Source organism: Ramlibacter sp. MMS24-I3-19 (genome assembly GCF_050320135.1).
Taxonomy (GTDB): domain Bacteria; phylum Pseudomonadota; class Gammaproteobacteria; order Burkholderiales; family Burkholderiaceae_C; genus Ramlibacter.
Genome location: NZ_CP190017.1, coordinates 3,543,578 through 3,565,642 on the forward strand (window position 1 = coordinate 3,543,578; position 22,065 = coordinate 3,565,642).

General features: G+C 70.3%; 18 protein-coding genes. 7 read left to right on the plus strand and 11 right to left on the minus strand.

From position 1 onward, the window contains the following. Nucleotides 1-7 precede the first annotated feature (7 nt). Genes ACPWT1_RS17620 through ACPWT1_RS17640 form a run of 5 tightly spaced genes read left to right on the plus strand, consistent with a single transcriptional unit; the run spans nt 8 to nt 5,770 of the window. Nucleotides 8-556 (plus strand): hemerythrin domain-containing protein, encoded by a 549-nt coding sequence (locus ACPWT1_RS17620; protein ID WP_427912442.1) that lies wholly within the window; start codon nt 8-10, stop codon nt 554-556. Between the two features lie 43 nt (nt 557-599). Next, nucleotides 600-1,715, plus strand: coding sequence for a GTP 3',8-cyclase MoaA (moaA, locus tag ACPWT1_RS17625; protein WP_427912443.1), 1,116 nt, complete (start codon nt 600-602; stop codon nt 1,713-1,715). Nucleotides 1,716-1,720: 5 nt separating this feature from the next. Further along, a complete protein-coding gene (gene mobA, locus ACPWT1_RS17630) occupies nt 1,721-2,320 on the plus strand; it encodes a molybdenum cofactor guanylyltransferase MobA (protein ID WP_427912444.1) in 600 nt (199 codons plus the stop codon). After that, on the plus strand, nt 2,317-3,600 hold the full coding sequence (moeA, locus tag ACPWT1_RS17635; protein ID WP_427912445.1) for a molybdopterin molybdotransferase MoeA: 1,284 nt from the start codon (nt 2,317-2,319) through the stop codon (nt 3,598-3,600). Before mobA ends, moeA begins: the two co-directional genes overlap by 4 nt. A gap of 7 nt (nt 3,601-3,607) precedes the next feature. Then, a complete protein-coding gene (locus ACPWT1_RS17640) occupies nt 3,608-5,770 on the plus strand; it encodes an FUSC family protein (RefSeq protein WP_427912446.1) in 2,163 nt (720 codons plus the stop codon). On the opposite strand, the gene ACPWT1_RS17645 is transcribed toward ACPWT1_RS17640, so the two are convergent. The 10 genes from ACPWT1_RS17645 to ACPWT1_RS17690 all read right to left on the minus strand — a co-directional run bounded on the left by ACPWT1_RS17645 (nt 5,771) and on the right by ACPWT1_RS17690 (nt 18,259). Continuing rightward, complete coding sequence (locus ACPWT1_RS17645) at nt 5,771-7,444, minus strand: FAD-dependent oxidoreductase (RefSeq protein WP_427912447.1); 1,674 nt, start codon at nt 7,442-7,444, stop codon at nt 5,771-5,773. Then, a complete protein-coding gene (locus ACPWT1_RS17650; protein WP_427915583.1) occupies nt 7,441-8,400 on the minus strand; it encodes a Bug family tripartite tricarboxylate transporter substrate binding protein in 960 nt (319 codons plus the stop codon). The genes ACPWT1_RS17645 and ACPWT1_RS17650 overlap by 4 nt, the downstream gene beginning before the upstream one ends. Beyond that, complete coding sequence (locus ACPWT1_RS17655) at nt 8,310-9,530, minus strand: c-type cytochrome (protein ID WP_427912448.1); 1,221 nt, start codon at nt 9,528-9,530, stop codon at nt 8,310-8,312. Before ACPWT1_RS17655 ends, ACPWT1_RS17650 begins: the two co-directional genes overlap by 91 nt. After that, nucleotides 9,527-11,293, minus strand: a complete 1,767-nt coding sequence (locus ACPWT1_RS17660) for a GMC family oxidoreductase (RefSeq protein WP_427912449.1) — start codon at nt 11,291-11,293, stop codon at nt 9,527-9,529. The genes ACPWT1_RS17655 and ACPWT1_RS17660 overlap by 4 nt, the downstream gene beginning before the upstream one ends. Beyond that, nucleotides 11,293-12,066 (minus strand): gluconate 2-dehydrogenase subunit 3 family protein, encoded by a 774-nt coding sequence (locus tag ACPWT1_RS17665; RefSeq protein ID WP_427912450.1) that lies wholly within the window; start codon nt 12,064-12,066, stop codon nt 11,293-11,295. The genes ACPWT1_RS17660 and ACPWT1_RS17665 overlap by 1 nt, the downstream gene beginning before the upstream one ends. A 62-nt stretch (nt 12,067-12,128) precedes the next feature. Beyond that, a complete protein-coding gene (locus ACPWT1_RS17670; protein ID WP_427912451.1) occupies nt 12,129-12,278 on the minus strand; it encodes a hypothetical protein in 150 nt (49 codons plus the stop codon). Between the two features lie 142 nt (nt 12,279-12,420). Further along, the gene (locus ACPWT1_RS17675) at nt 12,421-15,552 is read right to left on the minus strand and encodes an efflux RND transporter permease subunit (RefSeq protein WP_427912452.1); all 3,132 of its coding nucleotides are present in this window, start codon (nt 15,550-15,552) and stop codon (nt 12,421-12,423) included. An 18-nt stretch (nt 15,553-15,570) separates the two neighbouring features. Then, a complete protein-coding gene (locus ACPWT1_RS17680) occupies nt 15,571-16,884 on the minus strand; it encodes an efflux RND transporter periplasmic adaptor subunit (protein WP_427912453.1) in 1,314 nt (437 codons plus the stop codon). Nucleotides 16,885-17,024: 140 nt separating this feature from the next. Beyond that, the gene (gene rnhA / locus ACPWT1_RS17685) at nt 17,025-17,498 is read right to left on the minus strand and encodes a ribonuclease HI (RefSeq protein WP_427912454.1); all 474 of its coding nucleotides are present in this window, start codon (nt 17,496-17,498) and stop codon (nt 17,025-17,027) included. Further along, the gene (locus ACPWT1_RS17690; protein WP_427912455.1) at nt 17,495-18,259 is read right to left on the minus strand and encodes a class I SAM-dependent methyltransferase; all 765 of its coding nucleotides are present in this window, start codon (nt 18,257-18,259) and stop codon (nt 17,495-17,497) included. The genes rnhA and ACPWT1_RS17690 overlap by 4 nt, the downstream gene beginning before the upstream one ends. A 19-nt stretch (nt 18,260-18,278) precedes the next feature. Between ACPWT1_RS17690 and gloB the strand changes: the two genes are divergently transcribed. Together gloB and ACPWT1_RS17700 are read left to right on the plus strand one after the other, a co-directional pair. Continuing rightward, nucleotides 18,279-19,052, plus strand: a complete 774-nt coding sequence (gene gloB / locus ACPWT1_RS17695; protein ID WP_427912456.1) for a hydroxyacylglutathione hydrolase — start codon at nt 18,279-18,281, stop codon at nt 19,050-19,052. Continuing rightward, nucleotides 19,049-20,584 (plus strand): transglycosylase SLT domain-containing protein, encoded by a 1,536-nt coding sequence (locus ACPWT1_RS17700; RefSeq protein WP_427912457.1) that lies wholly within the window; start codon nt 19,049-19,051, stop codon nt 20,582-20,584. The genes gloB and ACPWT1_RS17700 overlap by 4 nt, the downstream gene beginning before the upstream one ends. On the opposite strand, the gene ACPWT1_RS17705 is transcribed toward ACPWT1_RS17700, so the two are convergent. Then, entirely contained in the window at nt 20,581-22,044 is a 1,464-nt protein-coding gene (locus ACPWT1_RS17705) for an MFS transporter (protein WP_427912458.1), read from the minus strand. The genes ACPWT1_RS17700 and ACPWT1_RS17705 overlap by 4 nt on opposite strands. Nucleotides 22,045-22,065: the final 21 nt, after the last annotated feature.

A 22,065-nucleotide genomic window follows, 5' to 3' on the forward strand; every position in this document is an offset into this window, starting at 1 on the left:
GCATCCGATGTCACGGCCGCGTTCCCTGCACGAGCTGGTGCCTTCGCCGGCGGCCGGCTTCGACGAGCCGTTCGCCATGCTCGACGCCTGCCACGAGCGCATCCAGCGCACGCTGGAGCTGCTGCGGCGGTTGCGCGTCCACGTCGCCGCACGCGGAGCCGACGACCAGGCACGGCAGGCGGCGCGCGACGTGCTGCGCTACTTCGACATCGCCGCGCCCCAGCACCACCTCGACGAGGAGCGGCACGTGCTGCCCGCGCTGCGGGCCAGCGGCGACCCGGCGCTGACCGGGCTGGCGACGCGTCTGCACGACGACCATGGCCGCATGGAGGCCAGCTGGGCGCAGGCGCGAAGCATCCTCGAAGCGTTCGCGGATGGCCGCGTCGCCGGCTTCGACGCCAGCCAGGACGAGGTGCTGCAAACCTTCTCGGCCCTGTACGCGGGCCACCTCGAAGCGGAAGAGCGCATCGGCTTCCCCGCGGCGGCGGCCCGGCTCGACGCGAGTGCGCTAGGCGCCATGTCGAACGACATGCGCCAACGCCGCGGCGCCGCTTGAACCCGTCAGGCCGCGGACACCCGCGAGCAGGCAAAATCAGGGCGTGGCTGAACGCGTGATCCCCCTCGTCGACCAGCGGCTGGCGCCGCTGCGCGCTGCGCTGCCCGCGACGCCGGTCGCCGCAACCGGACAACTGGCCGATCGCCTGCAGCGCCCGTTGCGCGACCTGCGCATCAGCGTCACCGACCGCTGCAACTTCCGCTGCAGCTACTGCATGCCCAAGGAGGTGTTCCACAAGGACTACCCCTACCTGCCGCATGCGGACCTGCTGACCTTCGAGGAGATCACCCGGCTGGCGCGGCAGTTCGTCGCGCATGGCGTGCGCAAGATCCGCCTGACCGGTGGCGAGCCGCTGCTGCGCAAGAACATCGAGGTCCTCATCGAGCAACTGGCCCAGCTGCGCACGGTCGACGGTGAGCCGGTCGAACTGGCGCTGACCACCAACGGCTCGCTGCTCGCACGCAAGGCGCGCGCCCTGCGCGATGCCGGCCTGCGCCGCGTCACGGTCAGCCTCGACGGGCTCGACGACGCCGTGTTCCGCCGCATGAATGACGTCGACTTCCCCGTGGCCGAGGTGCTGGCCGGCATCGACGCCGCGCAGGCCGCGGGCCTGGCGCCGGTGAAGGTGAACATGGTGGTCAAGCGCGGCACCAACGAGCAGGAGATCCTGCCGATGGCGCGCCACTTCCACGGCACGGGCACGGTGCTGCGCTTCATCGAGTACATGGACGTGGGCGCCACCAACGGCTGGCGCATGGACGAAGTGCTGCCCTCGGCCGAGGTCGTGCAGCGCATCGATGCCGTGTATCCGCTGCGAGCGCTCGAAGCGTCCGCGCCTGGCGAGACCGCCGAGCGCTGGGCTTATGCCGACGGCGCCGGCGAGATAGGCGTCATCAGCAGCGTGACGCAGGCCTTCTGCGGCACTTGCAACCGCGCACGCCTGTCCACCGAGGGCCGCCTGTACCTGTGCCTGTTCGCCTCGAATGGCCACGACCTGCGCACGCTGCTGCGCGGCGGCGCGTCGGACGAGGAACTTGCATCGGCCATCGGCCACATCTGGCAGGGCCGCGGCGACCGCTATTCCGAGCTGCGCAGCCAGCTGCCGCCCGACACCGGCACCGGCGCACGCCGCGTCGAGATGAGCTACATCGGGGGCTGACCGGCATGCACGACATCACCGGCCTGATCCTTGCCGGCGGCCGCGGCTCCCGCATGGGTGGGGTCGACAAGGGCCTGCAGTCGTTCCGCGGCATGCCGCTGGCGCTGCACACGCTGATGCGCCTGCAGCTGCAGGTCGGCGAGGTGATGATCAACGCGAACCGCAACCTGGCCGCCTACGAATCGTTCGGCGTGCCGGTCTGGCCCGACGCCCTGCCCGACTTCGCCGGGCCGCTGGCGGGCTTCCTCACCGGGCTGGAACGCTGCGAGACGCCGTGGCTGGCCACCGTGCCGTGCGACACGCCGCTGTTCCCGCTGGACCTCGTGCCGCGCCTGCAGCAGGCCGCGCTCGAGGCCGATGCGGAGATCGCGATGGCCAGCGCGCCGGAGGATGGCCAGCTGCGGCCGCAACCGGTGTTCTGCCTGCTGCGCCGCGAGCTGCTCGACAGCCTGGTGCGGTTCACGCACGGCGGCGGCCGCAAGATCGACGCGTGGACCGCGCAGCAGCGCACGGTGCACGTGGCGTTCGACCAGCCCGGCGACGACGCGCGCGCCTTCTTCAACGCCAACACGCTGGGCGAACTGCGCGAGCTGGAGCAGCCGTGAAGTCGCTGGCCGACATCGCCGCGCAGCTGCAGGGCTACGACCCGCAGGCGCTCGCCGTCCCCCAGGTGGATGCCTTCCTCGCACAGCTGGTGCAACCGGTCACCGGGAACGAGACCGTCTCCATCGCCGACGCGCTGGGTCGCGTGACGGCCGACGACGTGGTGTCGCCGGTCGACGTGCCGCCGCACGACAACTCCGCGATGGATGGCTACGCCTTCGATGGAAGCCAGCTCGCTGCCGACGCGCCGCTGCAGCTGCAGGTCGTGGGCACCGCGCTCGCCGGCAAGGCCTGGCACGGCAGCGTGGCGCAGGGCCAGGCCGTGAAGATCATGACCGGCGCCATCATGCCGGCCGGCCTGGACACGGTGGTGCCGCAGGAGTTCACGCGCCCTGCGGGAGACGATCGCGTCGAGGTGCCCGCCGCCGTGCTGAAGCGAGGGGACAACCGGCGCCTCGCCGGCGAAGACCTGAAGGCGGGCCGACCTGCGCTGGCCCGAGGCGAACGTCTCGGACCGGCGGGCTGCGGCCTGCTGGCCAGCCTCGGCGTGCCAACCGTGCGCGTGGTGCGGCGCCTGAAGGTCGCCTACTTCTCCACCGGCGACGAGATCCTGAGCCTTGGCGAAGCGCCGCGCGAAGGCGCGGTCTACGACAGCAACCGCTACACGGTGCGCGCCATGCTCGCGCGCCTGGGCTGCGAGGTGATCGACCTGGGCGTGGTCCGCGACGAGCCCGCGCAACTGGAACAGGCGTTCCGCAGCGCCGCGTCGCAGGCCGACGCCATCATCACCAGCGGCGGCGTGAGCGTCGGCGAGGCCGACTTCACGAAGGCCATGATGCGGCAGCTGGGCGACGTCGCGTTCTGGAAGATCGCGATGCGCCCCGGCCGGCCGATGGCGGTGGGACGTATCGCCGAGGGCGACAAGGCCGCCGTGCTGTTCGGCCTGCCGGGCAATCCGGTCGCGGTGATGGTCACCTTCCTCGCGTTTGTCCGTCCCGCGCTGCTGCGCATGATGGGTTGCCGGGACACGGCGCCGCCGCCACTGCTGCGCGCGCGCAGCCTGGAAGCCCTGCGCAAGAAGCCGGGCCGCACCGAGTACCAGCGCGGCATCGTCGACACGGGTCCGGACGGATCGCTGCAGGTGCGCACCACTGGCAACCAGGGCTCGGGCGTGCTCAGCTCCATGGTGCAGGCCAACGGTCTGATCGTGCTGCACCACCAGCAGGGCAACATCGCCGTCGGCGACCCGGTCGACGTGATGATGTTCGAAGGCATCCTCTAGCCCCGCCTTGAACGACCCCGTCCGGCCAGCGCTGCGCGTCCTCCTGAGCTCGCATGTGGCCAACGGCGTGGCCGCGGGCGTCGGCCTGCTGCTGGTGTCGGCGCTGGCGCACCTGCTGTTCGGCGCTGCCGGCGCCGCCGCCGCGACGGTGGGCGTCATCGTCGTCACGCCGCCCGACCAGGTGGCGCCCCGCCGCGGCAAGTTCATCCAGCTGCTGCCAGCGGCCGTGGTCGCGGTCCCGCTGTTCCTGGTGACGCAGCTGGTGCACCAGCATCCGCTCGCGTTGTGGCTGTTGCTGGTGGCCGCCACCTTCGTCGCGTTCCTCGGCGCGGCCTGGGGCAAGCGCGGGCTGCCGATCGCGATCTCGGCGATGTTCGCGATGCTGTTCTCGCTGGCCACGCCCGGCACCGGCAGTCTCGACGCCGCCCTGCAGCAGACGCTGCATTTCACCTTCGGCGCCGTCCTCTACCTTGCGTGGGCCACCGCGGCCAACGCCATGCTCAATGCGCGCTACCGCACGCTGGCGCTGGTCGACACGCTGGCCGCGGTCGTGCGCCTGATGCGCACGCAGGCGCTGCAGCTGGCCGCGCCGCGGGGCGAGCTCAGCCAGCCGGTGGTGGGCCGCCTGATGCAGCTGCAGGCCGCGCTGGCGGACCAGCTGCAGTCCGCCCGCAACCTGCTGCTCGAGGCGCCGCGCACGCCGCAGCGCCAGCGCTGGGCCGGCATGCTGATGCAGGTGCTGGACATGCGCGACCACCTCGTGGCCTGCGCGCTCGATCTCGACGCGCTGGCCGCCGCGCCGGACCAGGAAGGCCTGCTGCTCGGCCTGGCTCGCGAGATCGCCGCGCTGGCCGACGACCTGCAGGCGCTGGCCGATGCCTTGCTGCTCGGGCGCACGCCGCCGCCGTTCACGCGCGAGCGGCCGCCGCTCCCGCCACTCTCGGCGGCTGATGCAGTCGTCGACGCCGACCAGCCGCCGTCGCCGCAGCTGCTGGCCCGGTCGATGGCGGGCCGCGTGGGCCACCTGCACGAGGAAGTGGGACGCATCGTGGCGCTGGCCCGCGGCGAGCGCGAGCCCGATCTCGACGTGGTGCGCGCGGCATGGCAGTTGTTCGTCAGTCCCACGGTCTGGTCGTGGCGGCCGTTTCTCGCGCTGTGGCGCTGGGACGCACCGCCGCTGCGCCACGCGATGCGGGCAGCGCTCGCCATCGGCTGCGGCCAGGCGCTCGCGATGGTGCTGCCCTGGGGATCGCATGCGTACTGGATCCTGCTGACCATCGTGGTGGTCCTGCGCGGCAGCCTCGCGCAGACGCTGGAGAGGCGCAATGCCCGCGTCGCCGGCACGCTGCTCGGCTGCCTGCTCGCCGGTGCGCTGCTGTCCAGCCATGCGCCCGAAGCGGTGCTCACGTTGACCGTGGTGCTGGGCCAGTCGATCGCACATGCCTTCGCGATCCGCCGCTACCTCGTCACCGCCGTGGCCGCCACCGTCCTGTCGCTGGTGCAGGCCCACCTGCTGAACGCCGGCGTCTCCACGGTGTTCGACGTGGCCGAGCGCATGGCCGACACCGGCATCGGCGTGGTGATCGCCTGGGTGTTCAGCTACGTGCTGCCGTCCTGGGAACGCTCGCAGATCGGGGCGCTGGTGGCACGCACCGTCGCCGCCCAGGCCAAGCACGCGAAGCTCGCGCTCGGTCTCGGCCAGCTGCAGGCCGTGGACAACGAAGCGGAACTCGCCTGGCGGCTCGCGCGCCGCGAGGCCTACGACAGCCTCTCGGCGCTGGTGCAGGCGGTGCAGCGCTCGATCTCCGAACCACGCGCCGTGCAGCCGCGCCTGAAGGACCTGGAGCGCCTGCTGGCCCACTGCTACCAGCTGCTGGCGCAGCTGACGGCGGTCAAGACCATGCTGCTGCAGCGCCGCGACCGCCTGGTGCTGGAGCAGCTGCGCGCGCCGCTGCAGCAGGGCGCCGAAGCCATCGCGGCCGCGCTGGCGGGCGGCCCGCGTCCCGATGCGGCGCCCGCGCAGGACGACCAGTCGACCATGCTGCAGCTGCCGGATCCCTACGTCGACGACCTCAGCCCGTGGCTGCTGCGGCGGCTGCGGCTGGCCGTGGGCATCGCGCACGACCTGCACGCCGAGGCGCAACGCGCGCTGGCGCCGCAAGGGTCGTAGTCACGCGGCCTGTTCCGACGCCCGGCGGCCCGCGCCGCACAGCGTCGCGACCATCGCCTGCACGTCGGCCGGCATTGCATCGCCACGCCAGGCCACATGCTGGTCGTCTCGCACCAGCAGCAGCTTGTGGCGGTAGGCCTGCGGCGCGCATGCACGGTCCACGTCCAGCACGGTGAGCGGCATGCGCTGCTCGCCCGCTGCAGCCGCGAGCGAGGCCACATCCACCGCCGGATCGAACCGCAGCAACGTGTAGCCCTGGCCGAACGTGTCGTACAGCGAGCGCCCATCCGGCAGCCAGAAGTGCGGCGCGCGGCAGCCGGGCACCGTGGACGGGGTGAAGTCGCCCATCGAGTACGCCGGCGGCGCCTCGCCGTCCTCGATCACGATGGGCGAGCCGCGGTAGAAGTAGCCGAAGTTCAGGCCCGCGCAGCAGAACTGCTGCACGTTCAGCTCGTACGACTCGCGGCCGATGCGCTCGCGGGCGGCCTGCCCTTCGGCATCCGCCGCCTCGATGTTCGGCGGCACGACGCTGCGCGCCTTGATCATCTTGGCCGCGTGGTCCATCGCGAAGTGCGACACCTGCTCGGTGATCGGCTGCCGCTCGGCCTCGTAGGCGTCGAGGATGCCCTCCCCGCCCCAGCCCTGCAGCCGCGCGGCCAGCAGCCACGAGAGGTTCAGCGCGTCGGCAATGCCCGCGTTCATGCCATAGCCGGCATACGGCACCCACAGGTGCGCCGCATCGCCGGCGATGAACACGTTGCGGTCGCGGAACCGCTCAGCCACCAGGCGGCGCCCCACCCAGTCTTCCTTGCTGATCACCTCGTAGGTGAAATCGGGCCCAACGCCGAGGATGTTGCGGATGGACTGGTCGCGGTCCACCGACTCGAACTCCGGCTCGTGCGGATTCAAGTGGTTGTGCACCAGCCAGGTGGCATGGCCATCGATCGCGAACATGGTGCCGCAGCGGCGCGGATTGACCGAGTAGTACGACCAGGCAGGCTTGCCCGGGATCATGGCGCGCAGCTGCGGCGCACGGATGTAGGTGGATTGCACGCGCTGGATCACCGCGGTGCCTTCCAGCTTCGCGCCGATCTGCTTGCGCACGGCGGAACTGCCGCCGTCGCAACCGACCAGGTAGCGCGCGCGGATGCCGCGCTCCTGCTGCGTGTCGAGATCCAGTGCCACGGCCTCGACCTGGCCCGGCGTTTGCGAGAACGTGGTCAGCTGCGTGCGATTGAGCAGCGTCACGCCGGGCAGCGCCGCCGTGTGCTCCAGCAGGATCGGCTCGAGGAACAGCTGGTTGATGCGGTGCGGCGGCTCGGGCGTCGGCCACCAGGTATCGGGCCCTTCCTTCGAGGTGTAGCGCTCCGCGCGACCCGGGATCGGGATGCGCGTGAGTTCCTGGCCGCACACGCTGGTGCGGAACGCCACGTCATTCGGATAGTCGGCCGGAAGCCCGGCATCCCTCAGCTTGCCGGCTACGCCCAGGCGGCGGAACCGCTCCATCGTGCGCGCAGCGACGTGGTTGCATTTCACGTTGGGCGGTTCGGTATAACGCCGCGTCTCGGCGATCACCACCTTCACGCCGCGCGATTGCAGGTCCATCGCGAGCGTCAGGCCCACCGGGCCGGCGCCCACCACCAGGACGTCGGTGTCCAGCGCTGGCAGGGTCATTGGTCGATGCGGATGTTGGCCTGCCGGATCACCTTCGCCCACTTCTGCGTCTCGCTGCGGATGTAGGCCTCGAAGGCTTCGGGCGTCGTCGGCGCGGGCTCCACGCCCAGGTTGCGCATGCTGGCGACGATCTGCTCGTCCTTCAGCGCCGCGGTGATCTCCGCATTGAGCTTCTGCACGATGGGCGTCGGCGTTCCAGCAGGCGCGACGACGCCGAACCAGCCAGTGGAGTCATAGCCCGGCAGGCCGACCTCGGCCACCGTGGGCACGTCGGGCAATTGCGGCAGGCGTTGCGGACTGGTGACCGCGTAGGCCACCAGCTTGCCCGCCTTGATCTGCTGCAGCGACGACGGCAGGTCCACCACCGCCAGCGGCACGTTGCCCGCCAGCGTGTCCAGCGCCGCCGGGCCCGAGCCCTTGTAGGGAACCTCGACCAGCTTCACGTCCGCCATCTGGCTGAAGAGGGCTGCCGACAGATGCATCGCCGTGCCGTTGCCGCCGTGCGCGATCGACAGCTTGCCGGGCTGCGACTTCGCGAGCGCGATCAGGTCCTTCTGCGTGCGCGCCGGCACCGAGGGATTGCCGACGATCACGAACGGGATCGCCGCCAGCATGCTCACCGGCCTGAAGTCCTTGGCGACATCGAACGGCATGTGCTCGTACAGGCTGCTGTTGGCGGACAGCGCGCCGGCCGCGCCCACGCCCAGCGTGTAGCCGTCGGCCGGCGCCTTGGCCACGAGCGACAGGCCGATGTTGCCGCCGGCACCGGGCCGGTTGTCGACCACCACCGACTGGCCGAGCTTGTCGTTCAGGCGCGGCACCAGCATGCGCACCACGGCGTCCGCACTCCCGCCGGGCGGGAACGTCACCACGACGCGGATCGGCTGCTTCGGGAAATCGCTGGAGGGGGCCGCGGGTTGTGCGGCCGCCGATGCGGCGAAGCCCGCAGCCAGCAGGGCCGCGAAGGCATGGACGAGTCTGCGCATGGTGTCTCCTGGAATCGGTCCATTGGACCGCGCCAGGAGCGCGCCGTCATGCGAAGAATCCCGGCCCGGCGCTCACGGCTTGCCGCTCGCGGATGACGGACTCGATGCGCCCGTGGCAGGCGCCTGTGTGTTGCCGCTGGGGTTCGATGTCCGCGCCTCGCTCTGGATCCGCCTGCCGGCGTCTGGCCCTGGGCGCCCCCTGCGAGGGCGCCCTGCTCCGTGCCCTGTCCCTGCGCCGGTGCCGTCGCACTGACCGGCCCCGACTGCACCGCCGTGCGTCCGCCGGGCAGCGCCGCCGCCGCGATCTGCGCATTGCGCGGACCCGGTGGCGTGAGGCTCGCGTAGTACTGCACCAGCGTCTTCACGTCGTCGTCGGTGAGCGTCTTGGCGATGCGGGGCATCTGGCCGCTCGGATCGTTGTTGCGATCGCCGCTCTTCCACTCCGCCAGTGCAGCGGTGAGATAGCTGGCGTGCTGCCCGGCCAGGTAGGGATTGAACGCTGCGTCACCGATGCCTTGCGGGGCGTGGCAGTTGGCGCAGGCCTGCAGCTCGCGCTTGTCGTCGCCGCGAACCGCCAGCACCGGCTCGCGCTGCGGCGCCTTGGCCGGCGTGCCCGGCGGCGTTCCCAGGCCGGCGTAGTACGCCGCGACCTGCTGTCGCTGCGTGTCGTTCAGCGCGGCCGCGATGGGTTGCATCACCTGGTTCTTGCGGCTGCCGTTGGCATAGCTTTCCAGCTGGTGCACCAGGTACAGCCGCCCCTGCCCCGCGAGGCGCGGGAATCCGGTCTGCGCGTTGCCCTCGCCATTCGCGCCGTGGCAGCCCACGCAGGCAGCTGCCGCGCCCGCGCCCTGCTGCGCGAGCTGCTGGCCCGCCTGCGCCTCCTGCGGGTTCACTGCACTGGCCGTGGCGACCTGGTCGGGGACCAGGGGCTGCGCGGCCGCAGCGGAGGCCGCCGACGCCGGTTGCGATGCGGCCGAAGCCGCGGGCTGTGCGGGCGCAGCAGCAGGCGCCGCCGCCTGCCTGGCGCTGTCGCCCTGCTTGCTGCAGGCGACCAGCAGCACGAGTGACGCGGCCGCCACGATGCCGATGCGCGCGCTCATGTGATCAGCCCCGGTTGCTTCAGGTACTTGCCCGTGATCGCATCGGCCGCCCAGTAGGCCAGTGCACCCAGCGTGTCGGTCGGGTTGTACGAGGCGTTCTGCGGGTAGTTGGACGCGCCGATCACGAACACGTTGGGCACGTCCCAGCTTTGCAGGTAGCGGTTCACCGTGCTGATGGCCGGGTCCGTGCCCATCACCGTGCCGCCCGTGTTGTGCGTGGTCTGGTACTGCGTGATCGTGTACGGGCCCTTGCGCGGGCTGGACGACACCTGCCGGCCGCCCATCGCGCGCCCGATCTGCGCCGCCTTGTCGGTGAGGAAGGCCGACATCTTGATGTCGTTCTCCGGGAAGTCGAAAGTCATGCGCAGCAGCGGCAGTCCCCACGCGTCCTTGTAGGTCGGGTCGAGGTCCAGGAAGTTCTGCGCATGCGCAATCGAGCTGCCGTGCACGCCGACCGAGCTGGTGTGGTTGTAGTGCTGCACCACGGCCTGCTTCCACTTGGAGCCCCAGGACGGCGTGCCGGGTGGCGTCGGGTGGAATTCGATCGGCCGCCCGTGCGACATGGTCTCGCCGATGAAGCCGCCGCCGAGGAATCCCAGCGGCCCGTGGTCGAAGTTGTCACTGACGAAATCGGCGATGACCGTGCCCGAGGCGCCCGAGCGCATGAACGGGTTGATGTTGACCTTCTCGTCGAAGAACACCGTCGCGCCGCTGGTGGTCTGGTAGGCGTAGTTGCGTCCCACCACGCCCTTGCCCGTCGCCGGGTCGTAGGGCTTGCCGATGCCGGACAGCAGCAGCAGCCGCACGTTGTTCAGCGCGAACATGCCGACGATGAACAGGTTGGCCGGCTGCTCGAACTCGCGGCCCTGCGCGTCGGCATAGGTGACGCTGATGGCCTTCTTCTTGTCCTTGTCCAGGTTCACGCGCAGCACCTGGCACTGCGTGCGCAGCTGGAACTTCGGGTCGGCCAGCAGCTTGGGCAGGAGGATGGTCTGCGGCGACGACTTGGCGTAGTGCTCGCAGCCGTAGCGCTCGCAGAACCCGCAGAACATGCACGTGCGCAGCTGCATGCCCTCGGGGTTGGTGTAGTTCTGGCTCAGGTTCGACGAGGGCTGCGTGAAGGGGTGGTAGCCCAGGCTCGTGGCTGCCTTGCGGAACAGCGCCGATCCGTACGGCTCCTTCTGCGGCGGCGTCGGGTACTCGCGCGATCGCGGGTCCTCGAACGGATTGCCGCCGGGCACCTTCTGGCCCTTCAGGTTGCCCGCCTTGCCGCTGGTGCCCAGCAGGTACTCGAAGCGGTCGTAGTACGGCTCGAGGTCGGCTGCCGTCACGCCCCAGTCCTGCACCAGCACGCCTTCCGGGATGAACTTCTCGCCGTAGCGCTGGATCGTGTGCGAGCGCATCTGGAAGTCGGTGTCCTGGAACCGGTAGGTCTGGCCGTTCCAGTGCACGAGTGCGCCGCCCAGCCCGGTGCCCGGGAGGAAGCTTTCGAAGCGCCGGATCGGCAGCGCGGTCTCGCTGGCCTTGTTGCGGAAGGTGAGCGTCTCGCGCGCGCTGTCCTGCATCAGGCCCTTGCGGATCGAGTACTTCAGCTCGTCGTGCATCGCAGGGCCCTGGAAGTCGGGCACCGTGAAACGCGGCTGGCCGCGTTCGAGGCCGACCACCTTGAGGCCGGCCTTGGTGAGTTCGCGTCCGAGCACCGTGCCCACCAGGCCCACGCCCAGCAGCACCGCGTCGACGGCAGGAAGCTTGGTGGCGGCCATCAGCGCCTCCCCTGCTGCTTGCGCGAGACGGGCATCGCGACCGGCATCTCGTGCACGTGGCCGGCGCCGTCCTCGGCGAGGCTGCGCGGCGGCAGGTCGAAATGGATGCCGTGCTTGTCGACCAGGTCGTAGTAATTGCCGTAAGCGCCCGGGAAACCGATCATGGTCCAGGCACGTCCGTCGCGATTGCCGCCATAGGCGGGGTCGCTGAAGAAACCCTCGACGGTCAGCGCGAGCAGCGACTCGAAGAACGTCTTGGCCGGCACGCCTTCCAGGTCGTCGGTGCCGTTCTGCAGGCGCGTGAGGAACGCGTCCTGCTCGTTGCCCGGCATCTTCTCGAACGGCGTGCCCTTCTGCCCCTGCTGCGCGATGCCGCGCAGCGCGTTGCGGAACAGCTCCGCCGGCGTGAAGGGCAGCTGGTAGCCCTGCTGCGGCGTGCCCTGGTGCCACGGGCCGCTGCGATAGAGCCGCTCGCCCGCGCCCCAGGCCCCGGCGAGCTGGCGGTCGATGTACGACACCACCCCCGCGTCGTTGGCGCCGGGACCGAGGTCATCGGGAGGAATCAGCCGGTCGACCGCGGCCTCCATGAACGCGGCCTCCGCGGCCGAGAAGAACAGGTACGTGGGCTTCTGGGTTCCCTGCTGCTGCCCCGGCGACGGGTGGCCGGCGGCATTCGGAGGATTGGGTGCGGCCGCGGCCACGCCCACTGCAGCAGGGATGACGGCGGCGGCGCTGCCAGCCTTGAGAAAGATCCGTCGCGAGACGCTGTCCATCAAGCGGTCCTTTGTTGTTGAAGGACCGTTCGCGGCAAGCCGCGTGCCGGGTCAGCGCAGCGTCAGGCGAACATGCGCCGGGCCTCGTCCGCCAGCTGCTGGCGTTTCATCACCAGCTGCGGCAGGTCCGGGTGCATGGGATCGATCTCGCGCAGCGCCCAGCCATAGAACGCCTGTGCGAACGACAGATGGATAAAGCGAATGATCTTCATGGAGAGGATGGTCGGTCGAATGGCAGAGCCAAACGGTCGGTTCCAGCCTGAACAATTTGTCGGCGCTGCGGAAGAGGCCGTGTCGGACGGCGGCGACCCTACCGTGGAGCCGCGCGATACAAGCGCTAACGCTACGGATCGGCTATTTGCCGATGAGCTCGCCGTGGCCTTGCTCCGGCCCGTTGTCAAGCGCCTCGGCCTTGTTGGCGCCAGGCACCGCCTTGCGCGCGAACAGCATGTACATCGTGGGCACGACGAACACCGTGAGTGAGGTGCCCAGCGCCATGCCGCCGACGATCACCCAGCCGATCTGGATGCGGCTCTCGGCGCCGGCGCCGTGGACCAGCGCCAGCGGGATCGCGCCCAGCACCATCGCGCCTGTCGTCATCAGGATCGGGCGCAGCCGCTGCGAGGCCGCCTTGACGACGGCGTCGACCAGGTCCAGCCCCTGCTCGCGCAGCTGGTTGGCGAATTCGACGATCAGGATGCCGTGCTTGGTGATCAGGCCCACCAGCGTGATCAGGCCGATCTGCGAGTACACGTTGAGCGAGCCGCCGCTCCACTTGAGGGCCAGCAGCGCGCCGATCATGGACAGCGGCACCGACAGCATGATCACCAGCGGGTCGATGAAGCTCTCGAACTGCGCGGCCAGCACCAGGAAGATGAACAGCAGCGCGAGCACGAACACGATGGCCAGCGCGCCCTGTGAGTTGCGGAATTCGCGCGAGGTGCCGTTCAGGTCGGTCGTGTAGCCCGGCTTGAGCACCCTGCCCGCGGTCTGGTCCATGAACTGCAGCGCCTGCCCCAGCGAATAGTCGGGCGCGAGGTTGGCGGTGATGGTGGCGGCGCGGCGCTGGCCGAAGTGGTTCAGCTCGCGCGGGCTCACGGTCTCGCGCACCTTCACCAGCGCGGACAGCGGGATCATGGTGTCGTTGCGGCCGCGCACGTAGATGCTGTCGATGTCCTCCGGCGTGGTGCGCCCGCTGGGACGGTTCTGGATGATCACGTCGTACTGCTCGGCGTCGCGCTTGTAGCGCGTCACCTGCCGGCCGCCCAGCGTGGTCTCCAGCGCGCGCGCCACCACGTCGACGCCCACGCCGAGATCGGCCGCGCGGTCGCGGTCGACGTCGATGCGCAGTTCCGGCTTGTTCAGGCGCAGGTCCACGTCCACCGCCTGGATGCCCGGATTCTTCGCCATCTCGTCGAGCAGCTGGCGCGTGACGCGGTTCAGGTTCTCGTAGCTGTCCGAGGTCTGGATGACGAAGTTCAGCGGCCGCTCACGGAAGCCCTGGCCGAGCGACGGCGGCGCGATCGGAAACGCCGAGACGCCCGGCAGCGCGTTGAACTTCGGCCCCATCTCGCGCGCGATCTCCAGCGTCGTGCGCTTGCGCTGCTCCCAGTCGACGGCGCGGTACACGACACTGCCCTGCGACACCGTGGGATTGCCGATGTTGGCGAAGATGCGGTCGAACTCCGGATAGTCCTGCCCGACCTTCTCCAGCACGCGCGCGTAGCGGTCGGTGTAGTCGATGGTGGCGCCGTCGGGCGCGTTGATGTTGGCGATGATGGTGCCGCGATCCTCCAGCGGCGACAGCTCCGACTTCATCGTCGGGAACACCAGGCCGATGGCGGCGGCGCTGGCGAGCATCACGCCGATCACGATCCAGCGCGCCTGCAGCACGCGCCCGCCGGCACCCGATGCACGCGCCGTCAACACCCAGCGCAGCAAGCGGCCGTAGCCGTCGGACAGCTGCGTCAGCCAGCGCTCCATGCTGCGGTCGAACCAGTTGGGCTTCGGGTTGTGGCGCAGCAGCTGCGAGCACATCATCGGCGTGAGGGTCAGCGCCACGAAGCCCGACACCAGCACCGAGCCGGCCAGGGCCAGCGCGAACTCCACGAACAGCCGGCCGGTGCGGCCCGGCGTGAACGCCAGCGGCGCATACACCGCCACCAGCGTGAACGTCATGGTGATCACCGCGAAGCCGATCTCGCGCGCGCCCTTGATGGCGGCCGAGAACGGGTCGAGGCCCTCCTCGATGTGCCGGAAGATGTTCTCCAGCATCACGATGGCATCGTCCACCACCAGGCCGATGGCCAGCACCAGCGCCAGCAGCGTGAGCGTGTTGATGCTGAATCCGGCCAGCGCCATCATCGCGAAGGTGCCGATCAGGCTGACGGGGATCGTGACGATCGGGATGATCGACGCACGCACCGTGCGCAGGAACACGAAGATCACCAGCGCCACCAGCACGATCGCCTCGAAGATCGTGTGGTAGACGTTCTGCACCGAGCGGTCGATGAACAGCGAGTTGTCGTTGGCGACGTCGATGTTGACGCCGGGCGGCAGGTCCTGCCTGAGCTTCGGGATCATGTCGCGCACGCCCTGCGACATGGTCAGCGGGTTGGCCGTGGCCTGGCGGATCACGCCGGCCGAGATGGCGATGCGGCCATTCAGCCGCGCGGTGCTGCGCTCGTCCGCGGCGGCTTCCTCGACCCGCGCGACGTCCCGGATCTTCACCGGGAAGCCGTTGACCGTCTTGACCACGATCTCCTCGAACTGGACCGGGCGCAGCAGGTCGGTCTGCGAGGTGACGCTGAACTCCCGCTGCTGCGATTCGATGCGGCCGGCAGGCACCTCGAGGTTGTTGCGGCGCACCGCGTCCTCGATGTCCTGCGTCGTGAGCCGGTAGCCGGCCATGCGGTCCGGGTCCAGCCACACGCGCATGGCATAGCGGCGCTCGCCGCCGATGCGCACGTCGGCCACGCCCGTGACGGTCTGCAGGCGCGGCTTGACGATGCGGTTGACCAGGTCGTTGATCTGCAGCGGCGTCAGCGTGTCGCTGGTGAAGGCCAGCCAGATCACCGGGAAGGCGTCGGCCTCGACCTTGGCGATCACCGGTTCGTCGATCGCCTGCGGCAGCTTGTTGCGCACGCGCGATGTGCGATCGCGCACCTCGGCCGCGGCGGCGTCCGCGTCCTTCTCGAGGCGAAAGCGCACCTGGATCTGGCTCTGCTCGGGACGGCTGATGGAGGTGAGCACGTCGACGGCGTCGATGCCGGCGATGGAATCTTCCAGCGGCTTGGTAACCTGCGACTCCATCACCTCGGCCGAGGCGCCGGCATAGCGCACGCTGACGGTGACGATCGGCTCGTCGATCTTCGGGTACTCGCGCACCGACAGGCGCGTGAAGCTCACGGCACCGACCAGCAGCACCAGCAGCGACAGGACCGTCGCGAAGACGGGGCGACGGATGGCGATCTCGGGCAACTGCATGGGCAGCCTGCGCTGGCTTTACTTCTTCGCGACGTTGCAGGGGTTGGGACCGGCGGCGACGTGCTCCGGTCTCGACCCCGACGCCACGGGCGGCGCAGCCTCGCTCACCTGCGAGGCCAGCACCCGGCGCGGCGCGGACGCCGCTCCGCTGGCAGGGTCCGCGGGCGCCGGACCCGCACCGGCCACCTGGCTCGCGCCGCTGCCGGGACGGCCCGAATCCATCATGCGCACCGGCATGCCATCGCGCTGGATGCGCTGCTGGCCCGCGGTGACGACCATGTCCCCCGCCTTCAGGCCCTGCACGATCTCGACCTGGCCCGGGCGGCGCAGGCCGACCTTGACCTCGACGCGCTGCGCGGTCTTGCTGTCCTGGTCGGGGCCGTCTGCGAGGCGATAGACGAACACCCGGTTGCCCTGCGGCACGATGGCCTCCTCGGGGACCACCATCGCGTGATCACGCTCGCCAAAGACGGCTGTCACGCGCGCGAACATCCCGGGACGCAGCTGCAGCTGGCGGTTGTCGATGCAGCCGCGGATGCCGATGGAGCGGCCATTGGCATCGACCAGCGGGTCGATGGCCTGCACCACCGCGGTCCACCGCCGGCCCGGCAGCGCATCGATCTGCACCAGCGCCTGCCGTCCCGGCTGCAGCTTGCCCTGGAAGCGCTCGGGCAGGCGGAAGTCGACGAACAGCGCATCGAGGTCCTCGATGTTCACGATGTCCGCGCCGTCCTTCAGGTAGTCGCCCACGTTCACGGTGCGGATGCCGGTGATGCCGTCGAACGGCGCCACGATCTTCAGTCGTGCGGCCGTGGCTTCGGCCAGGGCGAGCTTGGCCTCGGCGACCTGCAGGTTCGCGGCGCTCTCGTCCACCGAGCGCTGGCTGATGAACCCCTGGCCCACCAGGTCCTGGTTGCGCTTGTGGTTGGCGCGCGCGATGGACAGCTCGGCGCGGGCCTGCTGCACCTGGGCCAGCGGCAGCTGGTCATCCAGCTGCACCAGCAGCTGGCCGCGCCTCACGCGCTCGCCGTCACGGAAGTTGATGCGGGTGACGCGGCCGCTGACCTCGGGCCGCAGCATCACGCTCTGGCGCGAGCGCAGGCTGCCCACCGCCTGCGCGTCGTCGGTGAGACGGGTCATCTCCACGCGTGCCACTTCCACCACCGGTGCGCGGTTCGCGCCGCCCGAAGCGGAAGATGCCGGCGCCGACGTCGTCGATCCGCTGGTCGCATCGGGGGCTGTCGTGGGCCGGTGCTGGTACCACCAGGCGGCCGCCGAGGCCGCAGCGATGCCGGCCACCGCGATCACGACATAGAGGGGCTTGGAGGCCATGGACTTCTGTGCTTCTGGGGGCTCGCCAGCCCGATTGCATGCAAACACGTCAATGTAGCAGTGCGACACGGCGGCGACGTGGAATCCGGTGGCTGCCGAACCCGATCCGCCACACCGGCGCGGACGGGTTTACCTGGCCTTTACAACGGCTGGGCTTCGGGCGGCTTGCGGCGTCCCAGCGCGACCTCGACGCCCATGTTGGCCAGGGCGTCGGCGCGCTCGTTGCCGGCGTCGCCGTTGTGGCCCCGCACCCAGCGCCAGTCGATGGTGTGGCCGGACCCATGCACCAGCGCGTCGAGGCGCTGCCACAACTCGGCGTTCTTCACCGGCGCCTTGGCCGCGGTGCGCCAGCCCTTGGCCTTCCAGCCCGGCAGCCATTCGGTGATGCCCTTGAGCACGTACTGGCTGTCCAGGTACAGCGTCACCGCGCATGGGCGCTTGAGCGCCGAGAGGGCCTGGATCACGGCCGTCATTTCCATGCGGTTGTTGGTCGTGCCCGTCTCGCCGCCGTACAACTCCTTGGTGGTCGCGCCGGACTGCAGCAGCACGCCCCAGCCGCCGGGGCCGGGGTTGCCCTTGCAGGCACCGTCGGTGTAGATCACGACCTGGTTCAAAACGTCTCCTGGGTTGTTTCCATGTGCGGCTGGCGGTTGGCGAGCGGCACCGGCGCCGTGGCGCGAGCCTTCACCGGCTTCCACAGCTTTCCCATCAGCTTGATGCCGGGCACTCGCTTGGTGGCCACGATGAAGTACACCGAGCCCAGGATCGGCCACCAGCGTTCGCCGGCCTGGTCCATCCAGTCGAAGCGGTCCAGCCAGTGGTCGGTGGTGAGGGCCGGCCGGTAGCAGCCGAAGTTGCCGGTCTCGACCTCGAAATTGAGCAGCCGCAGCCAGTCGCGCAGCCGACGGTAGCCGATGAACTCGCCCGCATCGGGCAGGTACAGCTGGCCGAAGCCGAGGCGGCGGTACAAATGCGCGCGCCGCTGGCGCAGGCCCCACAGGCTGTGCGGATTGAGGCACGACACCACGACTTTTCCTTCGGGCACCAGCACGCGCTCGACCTCGCGCAGCGTGGCGTGCGGATCGGCATTGAGTTCCAGCGTGTGCGGCAGCACCACGAGGTCCAGGCTGTTGGCCTCGAACGGCAGCGCCGCGGCGTCGGTGTACAGGGCCACGCGGCGGCCGCCGTTGCACGGCTGCGGCTCGTGCAGCGCGAGCCACTTGTGCGGCATCCGGTTGGTGGCGAGCGTGTCGATCTCGGGCAGACCGAGCTGCAACGCGTGGTAGCCGAAGATGTCCTGCACCGCGCGGCCGAACTGGGCCCGCTCCCAGGCCAGCAGGTAGCGGCCAGGAGGGGTCTCCAACCACTCGTGCATTCCTATAATCGCAGCGCTCATGACATTGATTCCCGTGCCCGCCTTCCAGGACAACTACCTCTGGGTGTTGCACGACGGGCAGCGGGCGCTGGTGGTCGACCCGGGCGACGCGCAGCCGGTGCTGGACCTGCTCCGGCGCGACGGCTTGCAACTGGACACGATTCTAGTCACGCACCACCACGCGGACCACGTCGGCGGCGTCGATCGCCTGCGCAACGAGACCGGTGCGCGCGTCATCGGCACCGGGCGCGAGCGCATTCCGGAGCCGCTGCGGAAGGTGGTGGGCGGCGATGAAGTCGAGGCCCTCGGCATCCGCTTCCGCGTGATCGACGTGCCCGGCCACACGGCCGGCCACATCGCCTTCCTTGCCGACGACGTCGACGGCCGCCCGCTCCTCTTCTGCGGCGACACGCTGTTCTCCGGCGGCTGCGGCCGCCTGTTCGAAGGCACGCCGGCGCAGATGCTGGCGTCGCTCGATGCCCTGGCCGCGCTGCCCGCCTCCACGCGGGTGTGCTGCGCCCACGAATACACGCTGTCCAACCTGCGCTTCGCCCGCGCGGTGGAACCAGCCAACCAGGCGCTGCTGCAGTACCAGCAGCAGTGCGAGGCGCTGCGCCAACGCGGCCAACCCACGCTGCCCGCCGTCCTCGGCGAGGAACGCCGGATCAATCCATTCCTGCGCAGCCGCGAGCCCGACGTGGCCCGCGCCGCGCAGGCCTTCAACGGCGCCGATCCGCGCGACGCGGTGGCGGTGTTCGCCGCCATCCGCCAATGGAAGAACGACTTCAGATGAGACTGACCCTCGCCGGCCTCGCCCTCGCATTGCTGCTGGCCGGTTGCGCCAGCACTCCCCTCCCCACCGACGGCGACACCAGCGCCAGGGCCGGCCTTCCGGGCGCCCTTCCCGCGCCCACCCAGCCTCCCCCCGACCCGATCTACGCGCCCGCGGGCGCACCGCTCACGGCCGCCACGGCCTACCAGGCGGATGCGCGGACCGTGGTCGCGATCGAGCCGCCGCCGGACCTGTGGGCGCGCATCCGCGCCGGCTTCGGGATGCGCGAGCTCGACTCGCCCCTGGTGCACCAGCAGGAGCAGTGGTACGTGAGCCGGCCCGACTACATCCAGCGGATGACGGACCGCTCGCGCAAGTACCTGTTCCACATCGTCGAGGAACTGGAGCGCCGCGGCATGCCCAGCGAACTGGCCCTGCTGCCGTTCGTGGAGAGCGCGTTCAACCCTCAGGCGGTGTCCAGCGCGCGCGCGGCCGGCATGTGGCAGTTCATGCCCGGCACCGGCCGCGACTACGACCTGAAGCAGAACTTCTTCCGCGACGACCGCCGCGACGTGCTCGCGTCCACCCGCGCCGCACTGGACTACCTGCAGCGCCTGTACACGATGTTCGGCGACTGGCACCTGGCCCTGGCCGCGTACAACTGGGGCGAAGGCAACGTGAGCCGCGCCATCGCGCGCAACCAGCGCCTCGGCCTCGGGACGGCCTACACCGACCTGAAGATGCCCGACGAGACGCGCAACTACGTGCCCAAGCTGCAGGCGGTCAAGAACATCATCTCCAGGCCCGGCCTGTTCAACGCCGAGCTGCCGATCATCGAGAACCACCCGTACTTCGACATGGTCACGGTCGATCGCGACATCGACACCGCGCTGGCCGCCAAGCTCGCCGGCGTGGAGCTGGACGACTTCAAGGCGCTGAACCCGCAGCTCAATCGCCCCGTGATCCTGGCGGCCGGCACGCCGCAGATCCTGCTGCCCTGGGACAACGCCAAGGTGTTCCAGCGCAACCTCGCCGCCTACAGCGAGGGCCGGTTCGCGACGTGGACCGTGTGGACCGTGCCCGACACCATGAGCGCCTCGATCGCGGCACGCCGCGTCGGCATGAGCGAAGCCGAGCTGCGCAGCGTCAACACGATCCCGCCGCGCATGCTGATCAAGGCCGGCTCGGTGCTCGTCGTGCCGCGTCCGCCGAGCAAGCAGGACGACGTGGCCAGCCATGTGGTCGAGAACGGCCAGCTGAGCCTCGCGCCCGAACAACAGATGCGCCGCACCGTCATCAAGGCCGGCAAGCGCGAGTCGGTGGCCACCGTCGCGCGGCGCTATCGCGTGTCGACGGCGCAGGTGGCCGAATGGAACGAGGTCGGCGTGAACGCGGCCTTCCGCCACGGGCAGCAGGTGGTGGTGTACGTGCCGGTGCGCAGCAAGCCCGCCGTGCACGCGAAGAGCGCCCATCGCCCTGCCGCGAAGACGGTCGCCCGCGCACCGGCCCGGCGCTCGGCGGTCAAGCCCGTGGTGCAGAAGAAGAAGCGCTAGCGCCGCTTCAGGTCCATGCGCGGCGCCTTGATCGCCGCCAGCGCACCCAGCGCCGCACAGGCGGCCACCGCGCCGAACACCAGGTGGAAGGCATGCGTCACCTGAGCGGGTGACAGCGTGTCCACGTGCAGCGTGGCGCCCTCGCCGCCGCCCTGCACGTTCAGCAGCGTGAACGCCAGACCGCCGAAGGCTGCGGTGCCCAGCGCGGCGCCCGTCGAGCGGGTGAGCGAGAGCAGCGCCGCGGCCGCGCCCAGCCGCTCGCGGCCGGCCAGCATCTGGGTCGTGATCTGCGCGCTGGGCATCACGGTGCCGAAGCCCATGCCGCACACGGCCGAGGCGATGCTGATCACCAGGTGCGACGGCGGCAGCACGGCCAGCGAGAACAGCGCGAGCGCCGCCGCACCCAGGCCGAACGGCGGCAGCACGCCGCTGACCGCGGTCTTCGCACTGAAGCGGCCGTTGAGTGTCGAGCCCGCGACCATGCCGAGGGTCAGCGGCAACAGCTGCAGGCCGGCGGTGGCCGCGCTGCTGTGCTGCCCCACCTGCAGGTAGATCGGCAGCAGGAACACGAGCGCGAACATGGTCCCCGAGAAGCCGATCACCGAGAGGCAGACCCAGCCCACGCCGGGGATGCGCACGATGTCCAGCGGCAGGAAGGGAAACGGATGGCGCTTCTGCTGCCGCGCGAGCGCCATGCCGGTGCCGACCGCCAGCAGCGCGAGGCCGGCGCTCCAGGCCGACAGCACCGCGAAGCGGTGGCCGGCGAGGCTGAACCACAGCAGCGCGGATGCGGCGCACACCGCGAACAGCAGCACGCCTGCCGGGTCATAGGGTGCATCGCGCATCGCCGAAGGCCTCGGCCTGGGCAAGGTGCTGACGCGCCAGGCGGCCAGCAGGCCCAGCGGCAGGTTGACGAGGAACAGCCAGCGCCAGTCGCCATGGTTGACGACGAAGCCGCCGACGACGGGCCCGCCGACGCTGGAGACGGTGAACACCGCGGCGAAGTAGCCCTGGTAGCGCGGCCGCTCCGCAGGCGGCACCAGCTCGCCGATCAGCGCCTGCGACAACACCATCAGTCCGCCGCCGCCCAGGCCCTGCAGCACGCGCGCGGCGATCAGCGTCCACATCGTGGGCGCGAGTCCGCAGGCGAGCGAGCCCAGCACGAACACCGCCAGCGCACCCAGCAGCACGTTGCGGCGGCCGAAGCGGTCGCCCATGCGGCCATACAGCGGGGCGGTGATGGTCGCGGCCAGCAGGTAGCCGACGGCGATCCAGGAGGTGTCGGCCAGGCCGCCGAGGTCGCGCGCGATGCGCGGGGTCGCAGCCGCCAGCAGGGTCTGGTCGACGGCCGCCATGAACATCGGCAGCATCACGGCGCTGAACAGTGCGCCGAAGGTGGCGGGCGCGTGGTCGTCGGTGCGGTGCTCGGGCTCGTTCCCGGTCTTGACGGCAGCAGGCAAGGCAGGTCCTTTCGGACCGGG

Coding starts and splice junctions, on each gene's coding strand:
- ACPWT1_RS17620 (WP_427912442.1), top strand. CDS start 8: ATGTCACGGCCGCGTTCCCTGCACGAGCTGGTGCCTTCGCCGGCGGCC.
- mobA (WP_427912444.1), top strand. CDS start 1,721: ATGCACGACATCACCGGCCTGATCCTTGCCGGCGGCCGCGGCTCCCGC.
- ACPWT1_RS17645 (WP_427912447.1), bottom strand. CDS start 7,444: ATGACCCTGCCAGCGCTGGACACCGACGTCCTGGTGGTGGGCGCCGGC.
- ACPWT1_RS17655 (WP_427912448.1), bottom strand. CDS start 9,530: ATGAGCGCGCGCATCGGCATCGTGGCGGCCGCGTCACTCGTGCTGCTG.
- ACPWT1_RS17660 (WP_427912449.1), bottom strand. CDS start 11,293: ATGGCCGCCACCAAGCTTCCTGCCGTCGACGCGGTGCTGCTGGGCGTG.
- ACPWT1_RS17665 (WP_427912450.1), bottom strand. CDS start 12,066: ATGGACAGCGTCTCGCGACGGATCTTTCTCAAGGCTGGCAGCGCCGCC.
- ACPWT1_RS17670 (WP_427912451.1), bottom strand. CDS start 12,278: ATGAAGATCATTCGCTTTATCCATCTGTCGTTCGCACAGGCGTTCTAT.
- ACPWT1_RS17675 (WP_427912452.1), bottom strand. CDS start 15,552: ATGCAGTTGCCCGAGATCGCCATCCGTCGCCCCGTCTTCGCGACGGTC.
- ACPWT1_RS17680 (WP_427912453.1), bottom strand. CDS start 16,884: ATGGCCTCCAAGCCCCTCTATGTCGTGATCGCGGTGGCCGGCATCGCT.
- ACPWT1_RS17690 (WP_427912455.1), bottom strand. CDS start 18,259: ATGCACGAGTGGTTGGAGACCCCTCCTGGCCGCTACCTGCTGGCCTGG.
- gloB (WP_427912456.1), top strand. CDS start 18,279: ATGACATTGATTCCCGTGCCCGCCTTCCAGGACAACTACCTCTGGGTG.
- ACPWT1_RS17700 (WP_427912457.1), top strand. CDS start 19,049: ATGAGACTGACCCTCGCCGGCCTCGCCCTCGCATTGCTGCTGGCCGGT.